This is a genomic window from Oxalobacteraceae bacterium OTU3CINTB1 (assembly GCA_024123955.1).
GTDB lineage: Bacteria > Pseudomonadota > Gammaproteobacteria > Burkholderiales > Burkholderiaceae_D > Rugamonas.
Window position 1 is genome coordinate 2,769,059 of sequence record CP099652.1, and the last position, 23,434, is coordinate 2,792,492.

The 23,434-nt window shown below is 63.7% G+C and carries 18 protein-coding genes; 12 read left to right on the top strand and 6 right to left on the bottom strand.

Annotated elements, in window-relative coordinates; all coding sequences use genetic code 11:
* The first annotated feature begins 84 nt into the window (after nucleotides 1-84).
* From NHH73_12175 to NHH73_12190, 4 genes are all read left to right on the top strand, one after another.
* A complete protein-coding gene (locus NHH73_12175) occupies nucleotides 85-3,057 on the top strand; it encodes a DUF4982 domain-containing protein (protein USX28978.1) in 2,973 nt (990 codons plus the stop codon).
* Between the two features lie 85 nt (nucleotides 3,058-3,142).
* Nucleotides 3,143-3,784: a TetR/AcrR family transcriptional regulator gene (locus tag NHH73_12180; protein ID USX28979.1), complete on the top strand. Its 642-nt coding sequence runs from the start codon at nucleotides 3,143-3,145 to the stop codon at nucleotides 3,782-3,784.
* A gap of 118 nt (nucleotides 3,785-3,902) precedes the next feature.
* On the top strand, nucleotides 3,903-4,748 hold the full coding sequence (locus tag NHH73_12185) for an oxidoreductase (protein USX28980.1): 846 nt from the start codon (nucleotides 3,903-3,905) through the stop codon (nucleotides 4,746-4,748).
* 21 nt (nucleotides 4,749-4,769) lie between these two features.
* The gene (locus tag NHH73_12190; protein ID USX28981.1) at nucleotides 4,770-5,771 is read left to right on the top strand and encodes an NADP-dependent oxidoreductase; all 1,002 of its coding nucleotides are present in this window, start codon (nucleotides 4,770-4,772) and stop codon (nucleotides 5,769-5,771) included.
* 7 nt (nucleotides 5,772-5,778) lie between these two features.
* On the opposite strand, the gene NHH73_12195 is transcribed toward NHH73_12190, so the two are convergent.
* Genes NHH73_12195 through NHH73_12205 form a run of 3 tightly spaced genes read right to left on the bottom strand, consistent with a single transcriptional unit; the run spans nucleotide 5,779 to nucleotide 8,506 of the window.
* Nucleotides 5,779-7,113 carry an MFS transporter gene (locus NHH73_12195; GenBank protein USX28982.1) on the bottom strand — a complete coding sequence of 445 codons (1,335 nt, stop codon included), beginning with the start codon at nucleotides 7,111-7,113 and terminating at the stop codon, nucleotides 5,779-5,781.
* Between the two features lie 40 nt (nucleotides 7,114-7,153).
* Nucleotides 7,154-7,810 (bottom strand): 4-carboxy-4-hydroxy-2-oxoadipate aldolase/oxaloacetate decarboxylase, encoded by a 657-nt coding sequence (locus tag NHH73_12200; protein ID USX28983.1) that lies wholly within the window; start codon nucleotides 7,808-7,810, stop codon nucleotides 7,154-7,156.
* A gap of 24 nt (nucleotides 7,811-7,834) precedes the next feature.
* Complete coding sequence (locus NHH73_12205; protein USX28984.1) at nucleotides 7,835-8,506, bottom strand: RraA family protein; 672 nt, start codon at nucleotides 8,504-8,506, stop codon at nucleotides 7,835-7,837.
* An 87-nt stretch (nucleotides 8,507-8,593) separates the two neighbouring features.
* On the opposite strand from NHH73_12205, the gene NHH73_12210 reads away from it, so the two are divergent.
* Nucleotides 8,594-9,490 carry a LysR family transcriptional regulator gene (locus NHH73_12210; protein USX28985.1) on the top strand — a complete coding sequence of 299 codons (897 nt, stop codon included), beginning with the start codon at nucleotides 8,594-8,596 and terminating at the stop codon, nucleotides 9,488-9,490.
* Between the two features lie 23 nt (nucleotides 9,491-9,513).
* Here NHH73_12210 and NHH73_12215 read toward each other — a convergent pair whose 3' ends face one another.
* Together NHH73_12215 and NHH73_12220 are read right to left on the bottom strand one after the other, a co-directional pair.
* Nucleotides 9,514-10,260 carry a Crp/Fnr family transcriptional regulator gene (locus NHH73_12215; GenBank protein ID USX28986.1) on the bottom strand — a complete coding sequence of 249 codons (747 nt, stop codon included), beginning with the start codon at nucleotides 10,258-10,260 and terminating at the stop codon, nucleotides 9,514-9,516.
* Between the two features lie 91 nt (nucleotides 10,261-10,351).
* Nucleotides 10,352-11,068: a succinate dehydrogenase iron-sulfur subunit gene (locus tag NHH73_12220; protein USX28987.1), complete on the bottom strand. Its 717-nt coding sequence runs from the start codon at nucleotides 11,066-11,068 to the stop codon at nucleotides 10,352-10,354.
* Between the two features lie 311 nt (nucleotides 11,069-11,379).
* Between NHH73_12220 and NHH73_12225 the strand changes: the two genes are divergently transcribed.
* From NHH73_12225 to NHH73_12255, 7 genes are all read left to right on the top strand, one after another.
* Nucleotides 11,380-12,606 carry an efflux RND transporter periplasmic adaptor subunit gene (locus NHH73_12225; GenBank protein USX28988.1) on the top strand — a complete coding sequence of 409 codons (1,227 nt, stop codon included), beginning with the start codon at nucleotides 11,380-11,382 and terminating at the stop codon, nucleotides 12,604-12,606.
* 11 nt (nucleotides 12,607-12,617) lie between these two features.
* Entirely contained in the window at nucleotides 12,618-15,950 is a 3,333-nt protein-coding gene (locus NHH73_12230; GenBank protein ID USX28989.1) for a multidrug efflux RND transporter permease subunit, read from the top strand.
* Nucleotides 15,947-17,371, top strand: a complete 1,425-nt coding sequence (locus NHH73_12235; protein USX28990.1) for an efflux transporter outer membrane subunit — start codon at nucleotides 15,947-15,949, stop codon at nucleotides 17,369-17,371. The genes NHH73_12230 and NHH73_12235 overlap by 4 nt, the downstream gene beginning before the upstream one ends.
* Before the next feature lie 155 nt (nucleotides 17,372-17,526).
* Entirely contained in the window at nucleotides 17,527-18,081 is a 555-nt protein-coding gene (locus tag NHH73_12240; protein USX28991.1) for a PEP-CTERM sorting domain-containing protein, read from the top strand.
* An 81-nt stretch (nucleotides 18,082-18,162) separates the two neighbouring features.
* Nucleotides 18,163-19,398 carry a cyanophycinase gene (locus NHH73_12245; GenBank protein USX28992.1) on the top strand — a complete coding sequence of 412 codons (1,236 nt, stop codon included), beginning with the start codon at nucleotides 18,163-18,165 and terminating at the stop codon, nucleotides 19,396-19,398.
* A 206-nt stretch (nucleotides 19,399-19,604) separates the two neighbouring features.
* Nucleotides 19,605-22,181, top strand: a complete 2,577-nt coding sequence (locus NHH73_12250; protein ID USX28993.1) for a TonB-dependent receptor — start codon at nucleotides 19,605-19,607, stop codon at nucleotides 22,179-22,181.
* 105 nt (nucleotides 22,182-22,286) lie between these two features.
* Nucleotides 22,287-22,832: a M23 family metallopeptidase gene (locus tag NHH73_12255; GenBank protein USX28994.1), complete on the top strand. Its 546-nt coding sequence runs from the start codon at nucleotides 22,287-22,289 to the stop codon at nucleotides 22,830-22,832.
* Nucleotides 22,833-22,908: 76 nt separating this feature from the next.
* Here the strand turns inward: NHH73_12255 and NHH73_12260 are convergent, their stop codons facing one another.
* Nucleotides 22,909-23,415: a MarR family transcriptional regulator gene (locus tag NHH73_12260; protein USX28995.1), complete on the bottom strand. Its 507-nt coding sequence runs from the start codon at nucleotides 23,413-23,415 to the stop codon at nucleotides 22,909-22,911.
* Nucleotides 23,416-23,434 lie beyond the last annotated feature (19 nt).

Below are 23,434 nucleotides of genomic sequence, written 5' to 3' on the forward strand. Positions count from 1 at the left end.
AAGGCTTTTAAGAGGGATCTAAAATGCTAAGATTTTAGTGATGGTCCGCTTTATCTGGACGCATCCCCATCACTGAAAGCGCATATGACCCGTCGACGTTGCCCGGCCACGACCCTGCCGGCGTTTCTGATCACCTGCTGCATCGCGCTGCCGCTCCCGGTACTGGCCGAACGCCTGACCTACAACTTCAATGCCGACTGGCGCCTGGCCGTCGCCGATCCGGCCGAGGCGGCGAAAGCCGATTTCGACGACCAGGCCTGGAAGCCCGTGACCCTGCCGCGCGCCTGGAACGAGGACGACGCCTTCGCCAGGGACATCGTCGACCAGTCGACCGGCGTGGCCTGGTACCGCAAGCGCTTCATCCTGCCGGCGGGGGCGCGCGGACAAAAGGTGTTCCTGGAGTTCGAGGGCGCGCGCCAGGCGGCCGAGGTGTACGTCAACGGCAAGCGCATGGGCTTGCACGAGAACGGCATCAACGCCTTCGCCTTCGACATCACCGCCGCGCTGGTCGACGGCGAGAACACGGTGGCGGTGCGCACCGATAACAGCTGGGACTACCGCGAGAAGGCCACCGGCCAGCGCTATCAATGGTCGGACAAGAACTTCAACGCCAACTACGGCGGCCTGTCGAAGAACGTGCGACTGCATGTGACGGACAAGCTGTATCAGACCTTGCCGCTGTATTCGAGCTTGGGCACCACTGGCGTCTATGTGTACGCGAGCGACTTCGATATCCCGGGACGCCGGGCGACGGTGACCGCCGAAGCGCAGGTGCGCAACGATTATGCACAGCCACGCAGCTTTACCTACGAGGTGCGCATACGCGACCGCGAAGGCCGGCAGGTGGCCGCTTTCGGTTCGCCGGTGCAGACGCTGGCGCCAGGGGCTATGACGGTCGTCAAGGCCAGCGCGCCGGTCAAGGGCTTGCATTTCTGGAGCTGGGGCTACGGCTACCTGTACGACGTGCGGACCATCCTCAAGGTCGACGGCAAACCGGTCGACGATCTGGTGACGCGCACCGGTTTCCGCAAGACCGGTTTCGCCGACGGCATGGTCAAGCTGAACGACCGCGTGCTGCAGATGAAGGGCTATGCGCAGCGCACCTCCAACGAGTGGCCGGCGGTCGGCATGTCGGTGCCGGCCTGGCTGAGCGACTACGGCAACGGTCTGGCGCTGGCCAGCAACGCCAACCTGATACGCTGGATGCACATCACGCCATGGAAGCAGGATGTCGAATCGCTCGATCGTCTGGGGCTGATGCAGGCGATGCCGCCGGGCGATTCGGAGGCCGACGTCACCGGCCGGCGCTGGGAGCAGCGCATTGAGGCCATGCGCGACGCGATTGTCTACAACCGCAATAGCCCGAGCATTATCTTCTACGAGAGCGGCAACCGCGGCGTGAGCGAGCCGCACATGCTGGAGATGAAGGCGCTGCGCGACCAATTCGACCCACACGGCGGCCGCGCTTCCGGCAGCCGCGAGATGCTCAGCGCGCGCCTGCAGCAGGTGGCTGAATACGGCGGCGAGATGCTGTACGTGAACAAGAGCGCGCGCATCCCGATGTGGGCGATGGAGTATTCCCGCGACGAGGGCGCGCGCAAGTTCTGGGACGATATGACGCCGCCATTCCACAAGGACGGCGACGGTCCGCTGTACAAGGGGCAGGACGCCAGCGTCTACAACCGCAACCAGGACACGCACGCGATCGAAAACGTCAAGCGCTGGTACGACTACTGGCGCGAGCGGCCCGGCACCGGCACGCGCGTGTCGTCGGGCGGCGTCAATATCGTTTTCTCGGACAGTAACACCCACCATCGCGGCGCCGAAAATTACCGCCGCAGCGGCGAGGTCGATGCGATGCGCATTCCCAAGGACGGCTTCTACGCGCACCAGGTCATGTGGGACGGCTGGGTCGATGTCGAGAAGCCGCGCGCCCATATCGTCGGTCATTGGAACTACGCCCCCGGCACCACCAAGGCGGTGACGGTGATCTCCAGCGCCGACAAGGTGGAGTTGCGCTTGAACGGCAAGCCGCTTGGGCAAGGGCGCCAAAGCGAACGTTTTTTGTTCACCTTCGACGACGTCGCGTGGCAGCCGGGCGAGCTGAAAGCGGTGGGCTTCGACGCCGCCGGCAAGCAGGTGTGCGAAGCCGTGCTGGCGACGGCCGGCGCTCCGGCCGCGCTTAAACTCACGTCGATCACGTCGCCGTCCGGCCTCCAGGCCGACGGCGCCGACCTGGCGCTGGTGCAGGTGGAGGTGGTGGACGCACAGGGCCGCCGCAATCCCGTGGCGCTGGATACCGTCAGCTTCGATCTGCAAGGGCCGGCCGAATGGCGCGGCGGCATCGCGCAGGGACCGAACAACCACGTGCTGGCCAAGACCTTGCCGGTCGAGGGCGGCGTGAACCGGGTGCTGATCCGCAGCGCCACGCGGGCCGGTAAAATCGTCGTACGCGCCACCGCGCCCGGTTTGGCGGGCGCCGAACTGGCGCTGGACTCACTGCCGGCGGCGTCGGTCAACGGTTTGTCGAAGCGTTTGCCGGGCACGAACCTTCCCGTGTATCTGGAGCGCGGGCCGACACCGGCCACGCCGTCGTACAAGGTAACGCGGGTGGCCGTGCGGCCGGCGTCGGCCGAAGCGGCCAGCAACGCGGCCGATGTCGCCAACTCCTACGACGATGACGAAACCACCAGGTGGGTCAGCAAGCCGGGGGAGGGCGCGCCGTCCATCACCTACCGGCTGGCGCAAGCGGCCACCTTGAGCGAGATCGCGATGAAGCTGTCGGGCTGGCGCGAACGCAGCTACCCGCTCAGGATTTCCGTCGATGGCGAAGTGGTTTTCTCCGGCATGACGCCGAAAAGCCTGGGCTATGTGACCTTGCCGCTCAAGCCGCGCCTGGGCAGCGTGGTCAAGGTGGAGCTGAACGGCGTCGCCGAGGAGGGCAACGCCGTCAAGATGACGGAGGTGGCGAACCAGGCGATCGTCGACACCGGTGCCAACACCACGCCGAAAGGGGTGTTGTCCATCGTCGAAATCGAGTTTTACCGGGCCCCGTGAAGCGGGTATCCCGATGTCGTGCCGCCGCCCGCGCAAGCGCAGTTCATCAAAATAACCTGCTTGGCGCTTTTCCTCAAAGTGGTATATGATGATCGTCATGCAGAAGGAAAAATCGACCAAAGCGGCGGCGAAAGCCAAGGCGCCACAGTTGCGTGCGACGCAGGCGCGCAAGGAAGTGACGCACGAGCGCATTGTGGACGTGGCCGCGCGGGCGATACGCCGCAGTGGTTACGACGGCACCGGGGTGGCCGACATCATGAAGGAAGCCGGCCTGACGCACGGCGGTTTCTACGCGCACTTCGCCTCGCGTGAGGCGTTGCTGGCCGAGGCGGCCGACCGCGCCCGCGCCGAGGCGCTGGGATGGACGGCCCAGGTCTTCGAGGCCGCGCCCAAGGGGCAGGGCTTGCAGGCGTTGATTCAGGCGTATCTGTCGGACGAACATTTGAACGGCGTCGAACGTGGCTGCGCGGTGTCCGCGCTGGGCTCGGAGATGCACCGCCAGGCGCCCGAGGTGCGGCACGTGGCCACCCAGCACATCCAGCAGTTGATCGATATCGTGGCAAAACAGATACCGGAGGGCGGCGATCGCAGTGCCCACGACGAGGCGATGGTGAGGATCAGCGCAATGGTCGGTACGGTGGTGCTGGCGCGCGCGGTGGACGATCCGGCGCTATCGAAATCGCTGCGCGAGGCGGCGTTCAAGTATTTTTCACCGGTGGATGACTGAAGGTCGACCACCAGCCGGCGGCCGTTACGGCCGTTTTTTTTAAACAGTAATATGACGATCATCATATTTTATTTTCGCACCAGCCGTCCAGCAATGGGCACACAATGAGGGAATCACCATGAACAGCAAGATTGCAATCGTTACCGGCGCCTCGTCGGGCATCGGCGAGGCAACGGCCCGGTTGCTGGCCCAAGTCGGCTATCAAGTCTACGGCACCAGCCGCAAGGGTACATCGGCATCGCAGCACGGGTTCGAGATGCTGGCGCTGGACGTCACCAGCGACGAATCGGTGGCGGCGCTGGTGGCCGAGGTGATGCGGCGGCACGGGCGCATCGACCTGTTGGTCAACAACGCCGGTTTCGGCGTGGCGCCGGCGGCGGCGCAGGAGAGCAGCATGGAGCAGACGCAGGCCATTTTCGATACCAACTTCTTCGGCCTGGTGCGGATGATGCGCGCGGTGCTGCCGCACATGCGCCGCCAGCGCGAGGGACGCATCCTGAACATCAGTTCCGTGCTCGGGTTGGTGGCGATACCGTATGCGGCGCTGTATTGCGCCACCAAGCACGCGGTCGAAGCCTATTCGGAGTCGATGGACCAGGAACTGCGCACCCAGGGCGTGCGCGTGTCGCTGATCGAGCCGGCGTATGTGAATACGCCGTTCGACGCCAACCAGTTGCAGGCCGACGCCCAGCTGCCTGAATATCGCGCACTGCGCGCTTCGCTGGCGGACTTCGTGAAGCAAGCGATGGCGAAGGCCGACCGCCCGGAGGTGGTGGCCGAGACGGTGCTGAAAGCGGCGCGCGACACGCGTCCGAGGGTGCGCTACACGGCGGGTGCGGTGGCCGCGCGCCTGCGGGCGCTGCGACGGTTCGCCCCGGCCGCGCTGGTGGAGGCGGCGATACGCAAGGATATGAAGCTCGATGCGCAGCCGGCGGTGGGCCCTGTCGCCGCCGTGCTGGAATAAAAACGATCATCGGAGAGAGACATGAAGGCATTCATTATTGACCGTTACGGCAAGGCCGATGTGGTGCGCGCCGGCGAAATGCCCGAGCCGGAGCTGGGCGCCGACGACGTGCTGGTGCAGATCCACGCCGCCAGCGTGAACCCGCTGGACCTGAAAATCCGCGATGGCGAATTCAAACTGCTGCTGCCGTATCGCATGCCGCTCATCCTCGGCAACGACATGGCCGGCGTGGTGGTCCGGGTGGGCGCGGGCGTACGGCGCTTCAATGTCGGCGACGAAGTGTATGCGCGGCCCGACGACAACCGCATCGGCACGTTTGCCGAATACATCGCGATCAAGGAGGATGCGCTGGCGCTCAAGCCGAAGACGCTGACGATGGAACAGGCGGCGGCGATGCCGCTGGTGGCCCTGACCGCGTGGCAGGCGCTGGTCGAAAAAGGCCATTTGAAGAAGGGACAGAAGGTGTTGATACACGCCGGCACCGGCGGCGTGGGGACGGTCGCGATCCAGCTGGCCAAGCATCTGGGCGCCACGGTGGCGACGACCGCCAGCGTGGCCAACGCCGCCATGCTCAAACAGCTGGGCGCCGATATCGTCATCGACTACAAGAAGGATGATTTCTCGCTGCGGCTGCGCGACTACGATCTGGTGCTCGATTCGCAGGGCGGGGTGACGCAGAAAAAATCGCTGGGCGTACTCAAGCCCGGTGGGAAAGTCGTCGGCATCGCCGGGCCACCTGACCCCGACTTCGCCAAGGCGCGCGGCCTGAACGCGCTGGTGGGGCTGGTCATGCGCATGCTCAGTTACGGCATCCGCAGCAAGGCCAGGGCGGCCGGCGTCAGCTACTCCTTCCTGTACATGCGCGCCAGCGGGGAGCAGCTGCGGCAGCTCGCGGAACTGGTCGACGCCGGCGCCATCCGCCCGGTGATCGACCGCGTGTACCCGTTCGCGCAGACCATGGAAGCGTTGGCATACGTCGAAACAGGCAGGTCGAAGGGGAAGGTCGTCATCAAGGTACGATGACCCGGGATTACTGACGCAACTTCAACGGCTCCGAAATCGTCAGCACCACCAGGAAGGTGAGGCACGATATCGCGGCCATGAAGCCGAACACATAGTCCCAGCCCAGGCTATCGAGCAGCATGCCGACGATCCACGGGGTGGCGGCGCCGCCCAGTTGTCCGCCCATGTTCACCACCGCGTTCGCGGTGGGGAATTTCTCCTTTGAGACGAACGCCATCGGATACACCATGTAGGCGGAGTAGCCTATGCTCAGCAAGATCCCGGTCAGGAACAGCAGGAAGCCATAGGTGACCGGGTCTGCCGGCGCGTTGATCAAGACGTACATCATGATGGCCGTCGACGCTGCGGAAATCAGCATGCCCGGTTTGCGGCGCTTGTCGAGTACACGGTCGGCGAACAGGCCGCCGAGGATGTTGCCGACCACCGCGCCGACCCAGGGCGCCGCCGCCACAAAGCCCATATTCATCACCGAGAAGTTCTTGACCGTCAGCAGATACGTCGGTATCCATGCCAGCAGCACGCTGGAAATACCCAACTGGCAGCAGTAGCCCAGCGCGCAGCCGATGATGTTCCACGATTTGAGCACGCCGCCGGTGGTGTCCAACACCTTTTCGTCGCGCACGCGTATCAGTTTGTCGAGCCATGGAATCGGTTTCGACGCGGCGCCCTGGCTGCGGCTATTGCCGCCGACGCCATCGTCGGTGATGCACGCCAGTTCCGCGCTGTTGACGAAGCGGCTCTCCGATGGCTGGTTGGCGACCAAAAAATACCACAGCACCGACAGGAAAATGCCGGGAATGGCGAACAGGATGAACACCTCTTTCCATCCCCATGCGGCGATGATCGCGGCGCCGAGGATGGGCGTAATCACCGGACCGAATTTGACGGATGACAGGAAGATGCCGGTGGCCGTGCCTTTTTCACGCGCCGGGAACCAGTTGTTGATGGTGGAGGTGACGCCGATCGGCAGTGGTCCTTCGGCCACGCCCAGCGCGAGGCGGCAGACTTTCAACGCCAGGAGGGAACCGACCATGCCGGTCAGCCCGGTGGCGATCGACGTCAGTATCATCGAGATCGTGAACACCTTGCGGATACCGAACCGCGACAGCAGCCAGGCCGATGGCAGCTGCGCCAGTCCGTAGGCGATCAGGAACAGGCTGACCAGGCCACCGGCTTCGGTATTGGTCATCGCAAATTCCTTGCGCAGGAAAGGCAGGGCGACGCCAAGGTTGGCGCGGTCGGCGGCGGCGATGGTGTAGATGACGAAGAACAGCGCGGCGACGAACCAGCGGTATTTCGTTGGACGAACGGTGCCCTCCACCGACATGGATTTGCTATGCATGATGTCTCCTGGTTTGTTGTGTTTTTATGGATCGCTGGGATTAGCGCAAATTCAGGCGCTGCAACGTCTCGGCAAGGTCCAGTAGATCGACGGTCGTGGCGCCGTTTCTGATCCGCTCGCGGTAGGCCGCTTCCTTTGCTTCGCGGGCGCGGCCCGCCGCGAGCACCGCGTCCGCGTCCTTGCGCGCCACGACCACCAGGCCGTCCTGGTCGCCGATGACGATGTCGCCCGGCTGGATTTCCACGTCGCCGATAACGACGGGGACGTCGATGCGGCCCGGCTGGTGCTTGCCGGTGCCCTTGATCGACAGGCCGCGCGCGAACACGGGGAAGCCGGCGGCGATGATGGCGGCGGCGTCGCGCACGGCGCCGTTGATCACCAGTCCCGCAAGGCCCATCTTCAAGGCCTGCTCGGTGAAGACGTCGCCCCAAACACCGGCTTCGAGGAATCCCTTGGCGTCGACCACCAGCACGTCGCCCGGCCTGGCCTTGAGCATGGCGTAGTGCAGCATCAGGTTGTCGGCGGGGCGGGCGTCGACCGTGAAGGCGGGACCGGCGACGCGCATGGCGGCGTCGATGGGTTTCATGCCGCTGTCGAGCGCACCTTTGCCGCCCTGGGCTTCGTGCACGGTGGCGGCGCCGAGCTCGCGCAAGCCGCGCAGGGTATCGAGACTGATATCGGGACTGATCTGGCTCATGGTGGGTGTCTCCTTTTCGTTGGTTTATGTTTGGGGCTGGCGTTGCAGCGTGTGATAGCCGAAGCGGCGGCGCGCTTCGCAAAGCGGCATGCCGTCCAGCGCGGCGGCGACGATGCGTTGTTCGATCTGCTGCATCGATAGCGCGCGCCCGATTACTTCGCATGCTCGAGCGGCGGGGACGACGACAACCCCATCCTGGTCCGCCACCACCAGATCGCCGGCGACGACGCGGATGTCGCCCAGGGTGACGGCGCCGCCGACGGCGTCGACCTGCACGCGGTCTTTGCCGGTGCGCATGAAGCGGCCGGCCGCGTACAGCGGGTAGCCTGCTTGGTCGGCTTCGGCGGTGTCGCGGCATACGCCATTGACGACGGTGCCGGCGATGCCGCGCCTGGCGGCGATCTGGCTCATGATCCCGCCCCAGACGGTGCAGTCGGTCCGGGCGCCGTTATCGAGCACGGCGACCGCGCCGGCCGGCATGTCGTCGAGGTAGTCGCCCACGGTTCCGGGGACGCTGGTGTCGACCGGCGCGAAGCGCACGGTGAAGGCGATGCCGACGATGTGCTTGGGACCGGCGATGGCGTGGATGCCAGGTGCGCTGCCGGGCAATTTGAAGAAATCGAGCGCGTCGGATATTTCGGCGGTCGTCAGGCCGCGTGCCTGCGCCAGCAATTCGGCGGTGATTGGATGGCTCATTGTTGTCTCCTTGTTGACCATGCAAGGAGTTTTATATAAAGTGATTTAGATATCAAACATCGATTATTGAGTCTAGGATCAATAAAAATGAACGTAAAGACGATGCGGTACTTCTGCGAAGTGGTGGAGGCGGGTAGTGCTGCCAATGCCGCCGAACGCCTGTTTGTCGCGCCGACCGCCATCAGCATGCAGCTGGCGCAGTTGGAGTCGCAGCTCGGGGGAGAGTTGTTCGACCGCTCGCGGCGGCCGATGGCCCTGACGGACCTTGGGAAATTCTTCTACCCGCGCGCAAAGGAGCTGCTGCAGCAGATGTCGCGGCTCGATAGCGAGGCGCGCGGCATCGCCACCGGCAGCGGCGGCTGGCTGTCGATCGGATTCACGCGTTCGGCGACGTTCTCGCTGCTGCCCCGCGTGATACGGCGGTTTCGCGCGGCGTATCCGCAGGTGCAGCTCGACCTGGTGGAGGCGCTGTCCGAATACCAGCCGGCGCAATTGCGGCAAAACCGAATCGATGTAGGATTGTCGCGTTTCATCGGCGACTTCGAGGCGCCGGACGATCTGACGCACGCGGTCAAGCTGGATGATCCACTGGTGGCTGCGCTACCGGTCCATCATCCGCTGGCGCGACGCAAATCGCTGACGGCAGCGGCATTGGCCGAGGTGCCGTTCATCCTGTATCCGAAAGATCCGCTCAGCCCCTTCGGGCAGCAGATCGTGGCGATATTGAAGGCTGCCGGCGGCGCCGAGCCGAAGGTCGCATATGGCGCGGTGGAGATCTACACCGCACTGGCGCTGGTGAGCGCGGGGCTGGGCGCGACCCTGGTGGGGCGTTCGATCGCCGACAACAAGCGCAACGACGTTGCCTTCATCCCGGTGCGCGATATCCATTCCAGCACCACGGTGGTGGCGGTCACGCGCAACGGCGAAAGCAGTAAATTAGTCGCCGCCTTCCTGGACATCGTCCGCCAGAGCGAAAGCCCGTAAACGGTCCGGCTCGATGCTGTCTTCTATGAAGAAATGGCGATGGCCCGCAGGGCATCGGCGTCGAGTAACTCGATGCGGCGGTTCTGGACTTCCAGCAGGCCGGCCGCGCGGAACTGCGTCAGTTGACGGCTCACGCTTTCCAGCGCGAGACCCAGGTGGGATGCGATGTCGTCGCGCGACATGCGCAGTTCGAACGCCGCCGCCGGCGGCTCCGGCGCCTGGTGGCCGGTTGCCAGGTCCATCAAAAAAGCGGCCAGCCGCTGCGGCGCCTTGGCGTTGCCGAGCAATAGCATGTTGTTCTGCTGCCGCGCCAGCTCGGTGCCGAACAGCGCGTGAAAGCGCAGCAGCAGGGCGCTGCGCTGTTGTATCAGGCTGGTGAGCATCGCGTACGAGATTGCGCACACCGTGCTGTCGCACAGCGCGACGGCGTCGCAGCAGTAGGTGTGCGATGACAGCGCGTCGAGGCCGAGGAGTTGTCCCGGCAGGTAGAAGCCGAGCACCTGCGGGCGGCCGTCCGGCATCGGCCGTTCGGCTTTGATCTGTCCGCTTGCGACGATAAACACATGCTCGAGCGGCATGCCGCACCGGTAGAGGCGTTCGTGCCGCTTGAGGTGCTGGCGGCGCGCAACCGTATGCTCAAAACTGTGCAGTTCCAGGGAATCGAGCCCCGCCGGCAGGCAATGCTCGCGGGTGGGACAGTCGCGGCAGGTGAAAGATAAGCCCGCGCCGGGTTGTTCGGCGCGGGATACTGCTGATGTGGACGGCAACATATGTATGACCTGAGGCAAAGTATGGCTAGCCTAGCAAGTCTGAAGTCAAAAAAAATTGATCTGGGTCAAAATCCTCCCGTTTCGCGCACGACTAAATCATGCGCCGCACCAGCAAATCGCGGATCTCGCTGATCGCGGCGGCCGGATTGAGTCCCTTGGGACAGACGTCGGTGCAATTCATGATGGTACGGCAGCGAAACAACCGATAGGCGTCGCTCAGATCGTCGAGCCGTTCCGACGGCGTGCTGTCGCGCGTGTCGGCGATGAAGCGATAAGCCTGCAACAGCCCGGCCGGGCCGACGAAGCGGTCCGGGTTCCACCAGAACGTTGGGCAGGCGGTCGAGCAGCATGCGCACAGGATGCACTCGTACAGGCCGTTGAGTTTGTCACGGTCTTCCGGCGATTGCAGGCGCTCGCGGTCGGTCGGCGGATCGTCGTTGACCAGGTAGGGCTTGATCGAGTGGTACTGCTTCCAGAATTCGCTCAGATCGACGATCAGGTCGCGCACCACCGGCACGCCCGGTAGCGGGCGCAGCACGATGGGCTGGCGTGTGGTGGCGATCGGGGCCACGCATGCCAGGCCGTTCTTGCCGTTGATGTTCATTGCATCCGAGCCGCACACACCCTCGCGGCATGAGCGGCGAAAGGAGAGGCTGTCGTCGACGTCGGCTTTGATATGCATCAGCAGATCGAGCACCATCGTGCCCTTGTAGCCGGCCTCCACGATGTAGTCCTGCATGCGCGGTGGCTCACCGGTGTCGGGGTCGTAGCGGTAGATTTTCAGGTGTACGGGGCCGTTTTGCGGCATAGGTCTCTCCCATTTGAACTTGTTGCCAGCGCCGTGCGCGCGCCTGTAGATCCTCGCTTGAGGTGTGATGGATATTCTGTCATGGGGTAGGCGCAGCGGTGTAGGACTGGCGCTCGGTGAGACGTAGGCAGCGAAATGGCAGCTTTTTCGGCTTTTTCCGAACGATGTAGTCCTTTTGACCGTTAAAGTTGATGACAGGCCAATTTTTTTTTGTCAGAATTCAACGACTTGATTTAGTATCAATTCACCAGCAACCAACCACCAGCAACTCACCAGTCACTTAGCGCTTGTCACCATTTTTGGAGTCAACGATGGAAATTCTGGCCGTACTGTCACGCTCGCATTGGGCGAAAACTTCCTTCATGTGCGGCCTCGTGCTCACCTTGGCGGCCTGCGGGAAGGGCGATGACGGCGGCCAGCACGCCGGCGGTCCGCCGCCGGTGTCGGTGGCGCCGGCGGTCCAGCGCGAGGTGCAGGAGTTCGACGAGTTCACGGCCAGGCTGGAAGCGCCGGACACCGTCGAGATCCGCTCGCGCGTGGCCGGCATGCTGACCAAGGTGCATTTCCGCGAGGGCGAGGTGGTCAAGAAGGGCGACCGGCTGTTCACCATCGATCCGCGCCCGTTCGCCGCCGAGGCGGCGCGGCTGGAGGCGCAGCTGCTGGCGGCGAAAACCCAGGGCGAGCTGAATAAAACCGAATTGGCGCGCGCCGAACGACTGGTGTCGGTGCGCGGCGTCAGCCAGCAGGAAATCGACCAGCTGCGCGCGGCGCTGGCGAGCGCCCAGGCCAACGTCAAGGCGGCCGAGGCGGCGCTGGTGCAGGCCAGGCTCAATCTGGAGTTCACCAACATCACGGCGCCGGTCACGGGACGCACTTCGCGCGCCAACATCACCGAGGGTAACCTGGTCAGCGTCGGCGATCCGGTGCTGACGACGGTGGTGTCGAGCGACCGTGTGTACGCCTACTTCGACGCCAGCGAGGCGATCTACCTGAAATATATGCGCTCGTCGCGCGAAGGCTCGCGCGGCTCGTCGCGCGATACGCCCAACAGCGTGCGCCTCGGCCTGGCCAACGAGGAGGGCTTCCCGCACGAGGGCAAGATGGACTTCGTCGACAACCGCCTCAATCCGGCCACCGCCTCGATGCGCGGCCGCGCGGTGTTCGACAACAAGGACGGCCTGTACACGCCCGGACTGTTCGCGCGCCTGCAGCTGGTCGGCAGCGGCAAGTACACCGCGACGATGGTGCTGGACCGCGCCATCAGCACCGACCAGACGCGCAAGGTCGTGCTGATCGTCGGCAAAAACAACATCGTCGACCAGCGCGAGGTCAAGACCGGCGCGCTGATTGGCGCCATGCGCGCCGTCACCGGCGTCAAACCCGGCGAACTGGTGATCGTCGACGGCCTGCTGCGCGCCATGCCCGGCGCGCCGGTCACGCCGCAGCAGCTCAAGGTCGATGACAAGGGCGTGCCGATTCCGGCTGCGCCACCCGGTGCTCCCGGTGCTCCGGCCGCCCCCGCCGCCGCCAAGAGCTGAGGGGCGCACGCATGGATATCTCACGGTTTTTCATTGATCGTCCGCGCTTCGCCACCGTTCTTTCGCTGTTCATTTTCCTGGTCGGCGTGCTGGCCATTTTCCAGCTGCCGATTTCGGAGTATCCGGAAGTGGCGCCGCCGCAGATCGTCGTGCGCGCGCAGTTCCCGGGCGCCAATCCGCGCGTGATTTCGGAAACCGTGGCCGCGCCGCTGGAAGAGCAGATCAACGGCCTGGAAAACATGTTGTACTTCGAAAGCCGCGCCACCGCCGACGGCAGCATGGCGCTGACGGTCACGTTCAAGATCGGCACGGTGCCGGAGCAGGCCGAGACGGCGGTGCAGAACCGCATCAACCGCGCCTTGCCACGGCTGCCGGAGATCGTCCGCACCATCGGCGTGACGACCGAGAAGCAGTCGCCCAACCTGACCATGGTGGTGCACATGGTCAGCCCCGACAACAGCCACGACGCGCTTTACCTGCGCAACTACGCCAACCTGAATGTGCGCGACGATTTGCTGCGCATACCGGGCATGGGATCGGTGCTGCAATTCGGCGCCGGCGACTACGCGATGCGCGTGTGGCTCAATCCCCAGCAATTGTCGGCGCGCGGTATGACCGCCGGCGACGTGGTGTCGGCGATCCGCGAGCAGAACGCGCAGGTGGCTGCCGGCGTGGTCGGCTCGCCGCCGGCGCCGGACGACACGGATTTCCAGTTGCAGGTCAATGCGCAGGGCCGCCTGATCACGGAAGAGGACTTCTCCAACATCATCGTGCGCAGCGATCCGGCCAACGGCGCGGTGGTGCGCGTCAAGGATATCGGCCGCGTCGAGATGAGCGCCAGCACCTTCTCGCTGCGCAGCCTGTTGAATAACAAGGAGGCGGCGGCGATCGCCATCTTCCAGGCGCCGGGATCGAACGCGCTGCAACTGTCGGACGACGTGCGGGCGACGATGGCGCGCCTGAAGGCCAACTTCCCCAAGGGTGTCGACTACAGCATCGTCTACGATCCGACGCGCTTCGTACAGACGTCGATCGAAAAAGTGGTGCACACCTTGATCGAGGCGGTGCTGCTGGTGGTGCTGGTGGTGATCATCTTCCTGCAGACTTGGCGCGCCTCGGTGATTCCGCTGCTGGCGGTCCCGGTGTCCATCGTCGGCACCTTCGCGGTGCTGCTGTTGCTCGGTTATTCGATCAACACACTGACCTTGTTCGGGCTGGTGCTGGCGATCGGTATCGTCGTCGATGACGCCATCGTGGTGGTGGAAAACGTCGAGCGCAACATCGCCGACGGCCTGACGCCGCACGACGCCACGGTGAAGGCGATGAACGAGGTCAGTGGGCCGATCATCGCCATCGCGCTGGTGTTGTGCGCTGTATTCATTCCGCTGACCTTCGTGCCCGGCCTGTCCGGCCAGTTCTACAAGCAGTTCGCCGCCACCATCGCCATTTCGACCGTGATCTCGGCGTTCAATTCGCTGACCTTGTCGCCGGCGCTGGCAGCGCTGCTGCTGCGGCCCCACGACGCGCCCAAGGACCGCCTCTCGCGCGGCATGGACAAGGTGTTCGGCCGCTTCTTCCATTGGTTTAACTGCATGTTCCAGCGCCGCAGCGCAGCGTATAGCCGGGGCGTCACCGGTCTGCTGGGGCGCAAGTCGCTGGCGCTGGTGGTGTACGGCGTGCTGCTGCTGCTCACAGGGCTGCTGTTCACGCGCATCCCGAGCGGCTTCGTGCCGGCGCCGGACAAGCAGTACCTGATCGGCGTGGCGCAGCTGCCGGCCGGCTCCTCGCTGGCGCGCACCGAGAAGGTGATCCGCGACATGAGCGACATCGCGCTCAAGGTGCCGGGCATCACCGATTCGATCGCCTTCCCGGGCTTGTCGATCGCCGGCTTCTCGGCATCGCCGAACGAGGGCATCGTCTTCTTCGGCCTGGCGCCGTTCGACAAGCGCACCTCCGGCGACCTGTCCAAGGATGCGATCCTTGGCAAGGTCAATGGCGCGATCCAGCAGATCCAGGGCGCGCGCATGTTCGTGGTGCCGCCGCCGGCCGTCGACGGCCTCGGTAACGCGGGCGGCTTCAAGGTGCAGGTGCAGGATCGCGGCAGCCAGGGGGAGCAGGCGCTGTACGGCGCCGTTTGGGGCGTGCTCGGTCAGATCTACGGCAATCAAAAGTCGAGCATCGGCACGCCGTATTCGACCTACGACATCAACGTGCCGCAGCTGTTCGCCGACGTCGACCGTACCAAGGCCAAGCAAATGGGCGTGCCGTTGCAGGATATCTACGACACCTTGCAGATCAATCTGGGCTCCTTGTACGTGAACGACTTCACCCGCTTCGGCAAGACCTACCAGGTGGTGGTGCAGGCCGACGCGCCGTTCCGCTCGCGCGCCGACAGCATCGCGCGGCTGGAGACGCGCAATTCGGCCGGGCAGATGGTGCCGCTGAGCTCCGTCATGCAGGTCAATCCGACCTTCGGTCCGACCCGCGTGACACGCTACAACGGCTTCCCGTCGGCCGACATCAACGGCGCCGCCAACCCGGGCTTCTCGAGCGGGCAGTCGGAGGCGGAGATCGAACGGCTGGTCAAGACCCTGCCGCGCGGTATGTCGTACGAGTGGACCGACCTGGCCTACCAGGACCGGCTGACGCGTTCCGTGACCTTGCCGGGGCTGGACATCAAGATTCCGACCCTGGGCGCGGTGCTGTTCCTGTCGGTGGTGCTGGTGGTGCTGGTGCTGACCGCGCAATACGAGAGCTGGAGCCTGCCGCTGGCGATCATCATGATCGTGCCGATGTGTATTCTGTCGGCGTTGTTCGGCGTGTGGCTGTCGCACTTTCCGCCGTTCGGCCAGGCGGGGGATTTGAATCTGTTCACGCAGGTGGCACTGGTGGTGCTGGTCGGCCTGGCGTGCAAGAACGCGATTCTGATCGTGGAATTCGCCAAGGAGCTGGAAGAGCAGGGCAAGCCGATGGTGGATGCCGTCATCGAAGCCTGCCATCTGCGTCTGCGGCCGATTTTGATGACGTCGATCGCCTTCTGCGCAGGCGTGATACCGCTGATCCTCGGCAGCGGCGCGGGCAGCGAGATGCGCCGCGCGATGGGGATCGCGGTTTTCTCCGGCATGGTCGGCGTGACCTTGTTCGGGATTTTCCTGACGCCGGTGTTCTACGCTTTGCTGCGCAAGGGTACCGAGAAACGTCGCGCCCACGCGGAAGAACTGCGGAGAGAGATCGACGCCGCCGCGCATCCGTTCCATGCCGGTGTCGATGATGCCGGTCCCGCCGGGGCGCCCGCCGCGCACAAGTCACCATCGGCGCACGAGCCACGCAAGGAGGACTTATGATCACGTCGCGCCGCATGGCGTCCCTGCGTCCGGCCGGCCTGGCCATCGCTGTGTCGCTGGCGCTGGCGGCTTGTTCGAGCGCGCCGCCCGCCAGGCATTTCGAACCTGTGCTGGGCGCCGGCTTCACCAACGCGCCGGCCAGCGCCAAGGCCGAGGAACCGGTCAGCCAGTTCTGGCGCGGCTTTAACGATCCGCTGCTCGATAGCCTGGTGGAGCGGGCGCTGTCGGCCAACACCGACGTGCGCTCGGCCGCCGCCAGCCTGCGCGAGGCGCGCGCGCTGAACCGCTTCGCCGACGCCAATCTGCTGCCCAGCATTGGCGTGAACGCGGGCGCCGCGCGCATCCGCGGGCCGAACGACGCCGGCGTCGTCAGCACCACCAACAACTACTCGGCCGGTCTGGATGTCAGCTGGGAGGCCGACCTGTTCGGCCGCCTGGGCGACGCCCGGCGCGCGGCCGAGGCCAATGTGCTGGCCGGCGCGGCCGGCGTGCGGGCGGCGCAAGTGAGCGTGGCGGCCGAGGTGGCGCGCAACTACTTCGACTTGCGCGGCTTGCAGGAGCAGTTGCGCGTTGCCGTGTCCTCGCTGGAGACGCAGAACGAGGCGCTCAAGCTGGTGGACGCGCGGCTTGATGTCGGCCGTGGCACGGCGCTCGACAGCGAACGCGCGCGGGCGCTGGTGAAATCGACGGCCGCCAATATCCCGGCGCTGGAATCGGCGCTGATACGCACGCGCTACCGCATCGCGGTGCTGTGCGGCCAGCAGCCGACGGGGCTGGACGCGGAGCTGGAGCCTGTGAAACCTTTGCCCGGGTTGCAGGCGGTCGAACTGTCGGCGATCGGCTCGCCGGCGGCGCTGCTGCGGCGTCGTCCCGATATCCAGCTGGCCGAGGCGCAGGTCAGCGCGGCGGCGGCGCAGGTGGGCGTGGCGCGCAGCGCGCTGTTCCCGCAAATTGTGCTGGGCGGGACGTTGGGACAGAACGCCCAGCATCTGAGCGAACTGGCGAAAGGACCGGCCTATGTCTACAACCTGGGGGCGCAACTGACATGGAATTTGCTGGACTTCGGGCGTATCCGCGCGCAGATCGCCGCCGCCGACGCGCGCAACGACGGGGCGATGATCGCCTATGAGCGCGCGGTGCTGACGGCGCTGGAGGAGACCGAGGGCGCGCTGGCGGCGTACACGCGCAGCCAGCGGCAGGCGGCGCTGCTGTACGAGGCAGCGCAGTCGTCGGAGCAGGCGGCGCTGATCGCGCGCGAGCGCTTCGCGGTCGGCTCCACCGATTTCCTCACGGTGCTCGACGCCGAGCGCGAGCTACTGACGGCGCGCGACAGGCTGGCGCAATCGCAGGCGGGAGCGGCGACCACGCTGGTGGCGGTGTACAAGGCGCTGGCGGGTGGATGGGAAGTACCGAGCCAATAAAGTGTGACGCGCACCCATGTTTTTTTTACATCGAACGATTTGACGGCACAAGTTAGTTATACAATTACTACGCGTTGTGTACCCAGTCTTCTGAGTTCGATCGTAATTATTTACGGGGAAAAATCATGCCAAGGTTAAATTATGTACGGCGTCTGATGGCGCTTGTGATTGTGACTGCGGCAATGGGTTTTGGCATGGCGAAAGCAGAGGGAATCAGTCCTGTTCCGTACCAACTGCTGATACATACGGAAGACATCCCGAATTTTGACGAAAGAGGTTCCGCGAGTAATGTGGTGTGGGACTTTTACGTTGGGTCCGGCGCTTCAATTACCAGCCTCAAGTGGGATGTGAACGTGACGAGTTATGCCGGCAGCTACTTGTCCGAAATGAAAATCACCTTCAGCGATTCACTGGGCACGGGCGTCACTTTCACGCCCGGCGACGGCGATGATTTTGACGGGACAGCAGATTACGCGGGCTTCCAGAATCTGGGCGACCTGGGACAGATTTTTGCAGTGGGTGCCGATGGCATTTTGCGCGTCGAGTTTCATGACGGATTCAAGGACCTTGCGTTTGACGAACCGGAGGGCAGGTGGAACTACGGCACGCTGTCCGTTGGTGTTTCTCCCGTGCCCGAACCACCTGTCTTTGCGATGATGCTGGGTGGGTTGTTGTTGGTCTCGGCCGTTGTCAAGCGGCGTCGCTGTTAGAACCCGTATTTTCAAATTTCCAGCAAATAGTTGTTCCCGAAGAGTGGCCAGTTCCTCAACGATCGCTACCGGAGTTCTAAAATGTTGACACGCATTTTCCATCAGTGGCTCATCCGGGTTTTTTCAAAGCAAGGCGCGATAATACTCGCGATGGCATCGGGTTTTTTTGCCGGTCCCGTACATGCTGGAGCGACGTTCGAACCCGCGAAACCGATTCCGCTCTATTCCTATTTCACAACGGGTGATGTGAATGCCGTGGTGACAGCGCCATCGGTCCTTCCGACGCCATCATTTGTACTGATGGGTGGAGGTCCCGATGTCGATCCCGCCTTTCGATGGTTGATCCAACGGGCCGGCATCACACCAGGTACCGGAGGGCGGTTCGTGGTCATTCGGGCCACCGGAACGGAGGCTTATAACCCTTATATATTTTATAGCGATGAGACGTTGTCGACCTCTAAGACGATCGCCGACTTGTGGGTGGGCGGCGCCTCGCTGGGCCTGACATCGGTGGAGACGCTGGTGATTCCGAGTGTCAAAGCGGCGAATAGTCCGGCCGTCAATGCCATCCTGGCGAAGGCCAACGTCGTGTTCATCGCCGGCGGGGATCAGAGTCAGTACATCCGTTTTTGGAAAGGTACGGCGCTCGAACAGACCTTGAAGACATTGATGCAGAAAAATGTCCCTGTCGGTGGCACCAGCGCGGGGTTGGCAGTGCTGGGGCAATTCGATTATTCGGCGCTCTATAAATCCGCTACGTCGGAAGCGTCGATGCTCGATCCTTACTCCAAGGACATCACGTTCGACCCAAATCCCTTGAGCCTGCAAGGCGGCTTTATCGCACCGCCAGCATTGGCAAATATGATTTTCGATTCGCACTTCGACAGCCGCGATCGGATGGGGCGCTTTATCACCTTTATTTCAAGAATAGTGGCGCCGACGGTAACGCCGGGCGGCACCTTCGGATGCATCGGCGGCGTGCTGCCCGCATCGTCCAGCGGCAATACGACCGCGCGCGGCATCGGCATCGGCGTCGAGACCGCATTGCTGGTCCAGGGAAATGGCAACGGGAATCCTGTTACTGCGAAACGGGTCACCAACGTTTCGACAACAACGGAAAGCGCTGTGTATTTTGTCCGTCCCTCTGTCGCGCCAAGTGTATGCAAATCCAAAACACCCCTCACAGTCGCCAATGTCGAAGTAAAAAAGCTGGCGGACTCGAATACGGTCTTCAATATCACCGACTGGACAGGCGTACCACTGTATAAACAGTTGGACGTCACCGCCGGCGTGTTATTCCCTGCGGACTGGTACTGAGGGCGCGCGCCGATTGACGCCGCTTGCGGGGAACACGGAAGTTTTAAAACGATCACCTGGGAGGGAAGTGAATGCCATATGAGCGCGGGGACCGGCCGGTTCCAAAGTGTATCGCCATAAGAATACTGGAGGCCTTCGGCCGCACGGCCACGGCCGGTTTGCTGGCCACGCTAGCCGTTCCGGCCGCCGCGCAAGATGCGCCACCGATGCCAAAGGTTGAAATAACCGGCTCCTCGATCAAGCGCATCAATGCCGAAACCGCGTTGCCGGTGCAATTGATTACCCGTGCAGACATTGAGAAAAGTGGGACCACCACGGCGGCTGAACTGCTGTCGAAGGTGTCCGCCAACGCGGCGGCGCTGACCGACGGCGCCAGTTTCAGCGACATTGCCGGACAGCGCGGCTTCAACGGCGCCAACCTGCGCGGCATTGGCGTGTCGTCAACGCTGGTGTTGCTCAATGGCCGGCGCCTGGCCAACTTTGCCTCCCCGGGCGGCAACGCCGGCGTCGACCTGAACGCGATCCCGTCGGCGGCGATCGACCGGGTCGAAGTGCTCAAGGACGGCGCCTCGGCCATTTATGGCACGGATGCGATCGGCGGCGTGATCAACTTCATCACGCGCCGCAATTACGAAGGCGCCGACGCCAGCGCCTACTACGCCGACACCCAGCATGGCGGTGCGCGCAAGGCGATGGCAACCTTGTCGGGCGGCATCGGTAATCTGGCGACCGATCGCTACAACGTAATGGGCGTGTTCGATTACCAGGACACGGGCAGCCTGCGCTCGTCGCAGCGCAGCTGGATCGGTTCGGCATACCAGCCCGATATCAATCTCGATTCGGGCAGTTCGAACACCTTTCCCGCAAACTTCCGCCGCACGCGCGCCAACGGCACCACCGCCACCGGCCCCCGGATGAATCCGAGTGCGCCGGCCTGCAATCCGCCGGCAACTGTTTATGCGCCGGAGAGCTTCGTCGGCGCGGCTGCCTGCATGTACGATTACATGCAGGACACCGAACTGTTCCCGGATTCGAAGCGCGTGTCGCTGCTCACGCGTGGCCAGTTCGCGCTCGACAAGGACACAACCTTGTACGGTGAATTGCTTCTCAACAAAACGTCGACCACTTACCGCATCAGCGCATTGACCATCTCCGGCGAGATTTATCCCCTGGCCGGGCAGTATTATCCCCACGCGCTGGTGACCACCAATAAAACGCCGCTCAACGTCAATATGCGCCTGACCGAAGGCGGGCCGCGGACCAACGACATCGATGCGACGGCCACGCGCATGGTGCTCGGCGGCAAGGGGATTGCGCTGGGCTGGGACTACGACATGGCGCTCAATCACAGCGTCAACAAGGTCGACGACCAGTATGTCGATGGTTACGTCAAGACGACGATGTTCGATAATGCTTTCGCGTCCGGGATCATCAATCCCTTCGGACCATCCGGCCCTGAGGGGCTGGCCCTGCTGGCCGCCGCCAAGGTCAACGACCTGGCGCGCCACTCGCGCGGCACGACCGACTCGTTCGATGTGAAGGCCACGCGCGACTTGTTCGAGATGGCTGGCGGCAGCGCCGCCGTCGCGCTCGGCGTTGAGTACCGGCGCGAAAAGATGGCGTTTACGCCGTCCGCATTGCTGATGGCGGGGGAAATTCGCGGCGAAGGCACGGCCACGCCGTTTTCCGGCGGACGCAACGTCAAGGCCGCTTATGTCGAGTTCAACCTGCCGTTGCTGGCCAGCCTCGAGGCGCAGTTGGCGCTGCGCCACGACCGCTACAACGATGTCGGTTCGACGACCAACCCGAAGGTCGGCGTGCGTTGGAATCCGATCAAGCAGTTGGTGGTGCGCGGCTCGTACGGCACCGGCTTTCGCGCGCCATCGCTTGCCGACCTGTACAGTCCGGTGCGGCTGGGCCAAGCCAACGGCATCTACAACGACCCGCTCGGCTGCATCAAGGTCGGGGCGATCGACAACACCGAAAATCCCGATTACTGCGGCCTGCAACCGGACAAGCTCAGGGGCGGCTCGTCGCAGCTGCGCCCGGAGGAGTCGAAGCAGTATTCGCTGGGCCTAGTGCTCGAACCGCATCGCGACATCACGGCAACGCTGGACTATTGGCGCATCAAAAAAACCGATGTGATTGTCTCGCCGGAAGGGTCTTACTTTAGCGACCCGGTGCGCAATGCCGCCTACATCATCCGCGGCGAGCCAGACCCGGCCCTGCCAGGCATACCGGGACCGATTCTGTCGATCGATTCGCGCCTGCGCAATATCGGCGCGCTGGAAACATCGGGCATCGACCTGGGCTTCAACTGGCGCTCGCCGGCCACCAACCTGGGTCGAGTGGGTGTCACGCTCAACGGCACCTATGTGTTCGACTACAAGACGCGCGAGGCGGCCGACGGCCCCGATATCAGCGCGCTGGGCGTCTACACCAACGACCAGGTCATCCAGCGCTGGCGCCATACGGTGAGCCTGGACTACGACCGCGGGCCGCTCAGCGTGACTTTGCAGCAAACCTTCCTGAGCGGCTATCGTGACCAAAACCTGTTGGCCGATGGGACGGTCCATCGCGTCGATTCTTATTCCTTGCTCGACCTGACCGGCGCGTACCAAATTTCGGCGGCGCTAAAGCTCAGGGCAGGGATCAAGAACCTGCTCGACAAGAATCCCCCGCGCTCGAACCAGTTGTTCAGTTTTTCGGTCGGTTACGATCCCAGTTATACCGATCCGCGCGGACGCCAGTTCTACACCGCGCTGGCGTACGCGTTCAGATAGCCCGCACCGGGGAGGCGGCCGTCAAGTGGGCCGCGATGCCATGGTCTGGCAAAGCGGCCGTTCGCCCCCATCTGATCGGTTTCCCCTGAACATAACGAAACCGACATGCGGATTTTTCTACGCGCGCTTGTGATTGCCGTGGTCCTGATCCTGGGTACGGCTTTGCTCGAGCCTGTCGTCGAAAGGGCGCTTTATCCGATGCGCCTGGCGGCGATGCCCAAGCCCATTGCGCTTCCGGTGCCTGTCGAAGGCGTGCGGGCGCGTGCGCTGCGCGACACCTGGGGTGGCGCGCGTAGCGAGGGACGCAAACACCAGGGTATCGACATCTTCGCCAGGCGCGGCACCCCCGTGCTGTCGAGTACCGAAGGCATTGTGCTACGGGCCGGCAGCAACCGGCTCGGCGGCCTGGTGGTGTGGGTGATGGGGCCGGGCGGTCAGCGTCACTACTACGCCCACCTGGATCGCCATGCGCACGTGGAAACTGGCATGCGCATCGAGGCCGGCCGGGTTCTGGGTTACGTCGGCGATACCGGCAACGCCAAAGGCACGCCGCCGCATCTGCACTATGGCGTGTACGACGTTGGCGGTGCGATCAATCCGTATCCGCTACTGCGCGCTGAGCGTCTTACGGCCGGGATCGTGTCCGAATGATAGACTTGCCCCTCCGGCCTGTGATGAATCGTAGAATCAATTCAAGCGTCACGCTTTTACGAGCACGGAGGCGCTGCTAATCCGCCCGACGTGTCTCCGCAGGTTCGACGCGTTCGAGGTTCGCTCTCACGCGCTGTAATAGCGCCAACAATTGCGCGCATTCTTCATCGCTCATGCCGTCCACCGCGAGGTTCGATACCTCCGCCCCCAAGGCTTGCAAACCTTGAATCACCGTCAAACCTTCTTCGGTGAGCCGCAGCCGCGCGCTGCGCCGGTCGCTCTCGTCGACCTGCGCGTCGAGCAGGTTCTTCTCGCGCAGCCCCCGCATCAGACGCGCCAGCTGCGCCTTGTCACGTCCCGAGTGCGCCACCAGCTCGCTTTGGCTGGCGCCCGGATGCCTGGCGAAAAAGCCCAGCACCTTGTATTCCATGTGCGTGAGCTCGTGCCCGGTGTCGCGCAGGCTGCGCAGCTGCATCGACCGGTACATATGCATGAGCGTGTGGATCGCGTCAAAAACGGCCTCGGCCGGACCGCTGCCAAATTGGTTGACAACGTTAACTTGTTTCTGTAGATTGGAGGACATTGTCAACTAAAAGGTGATT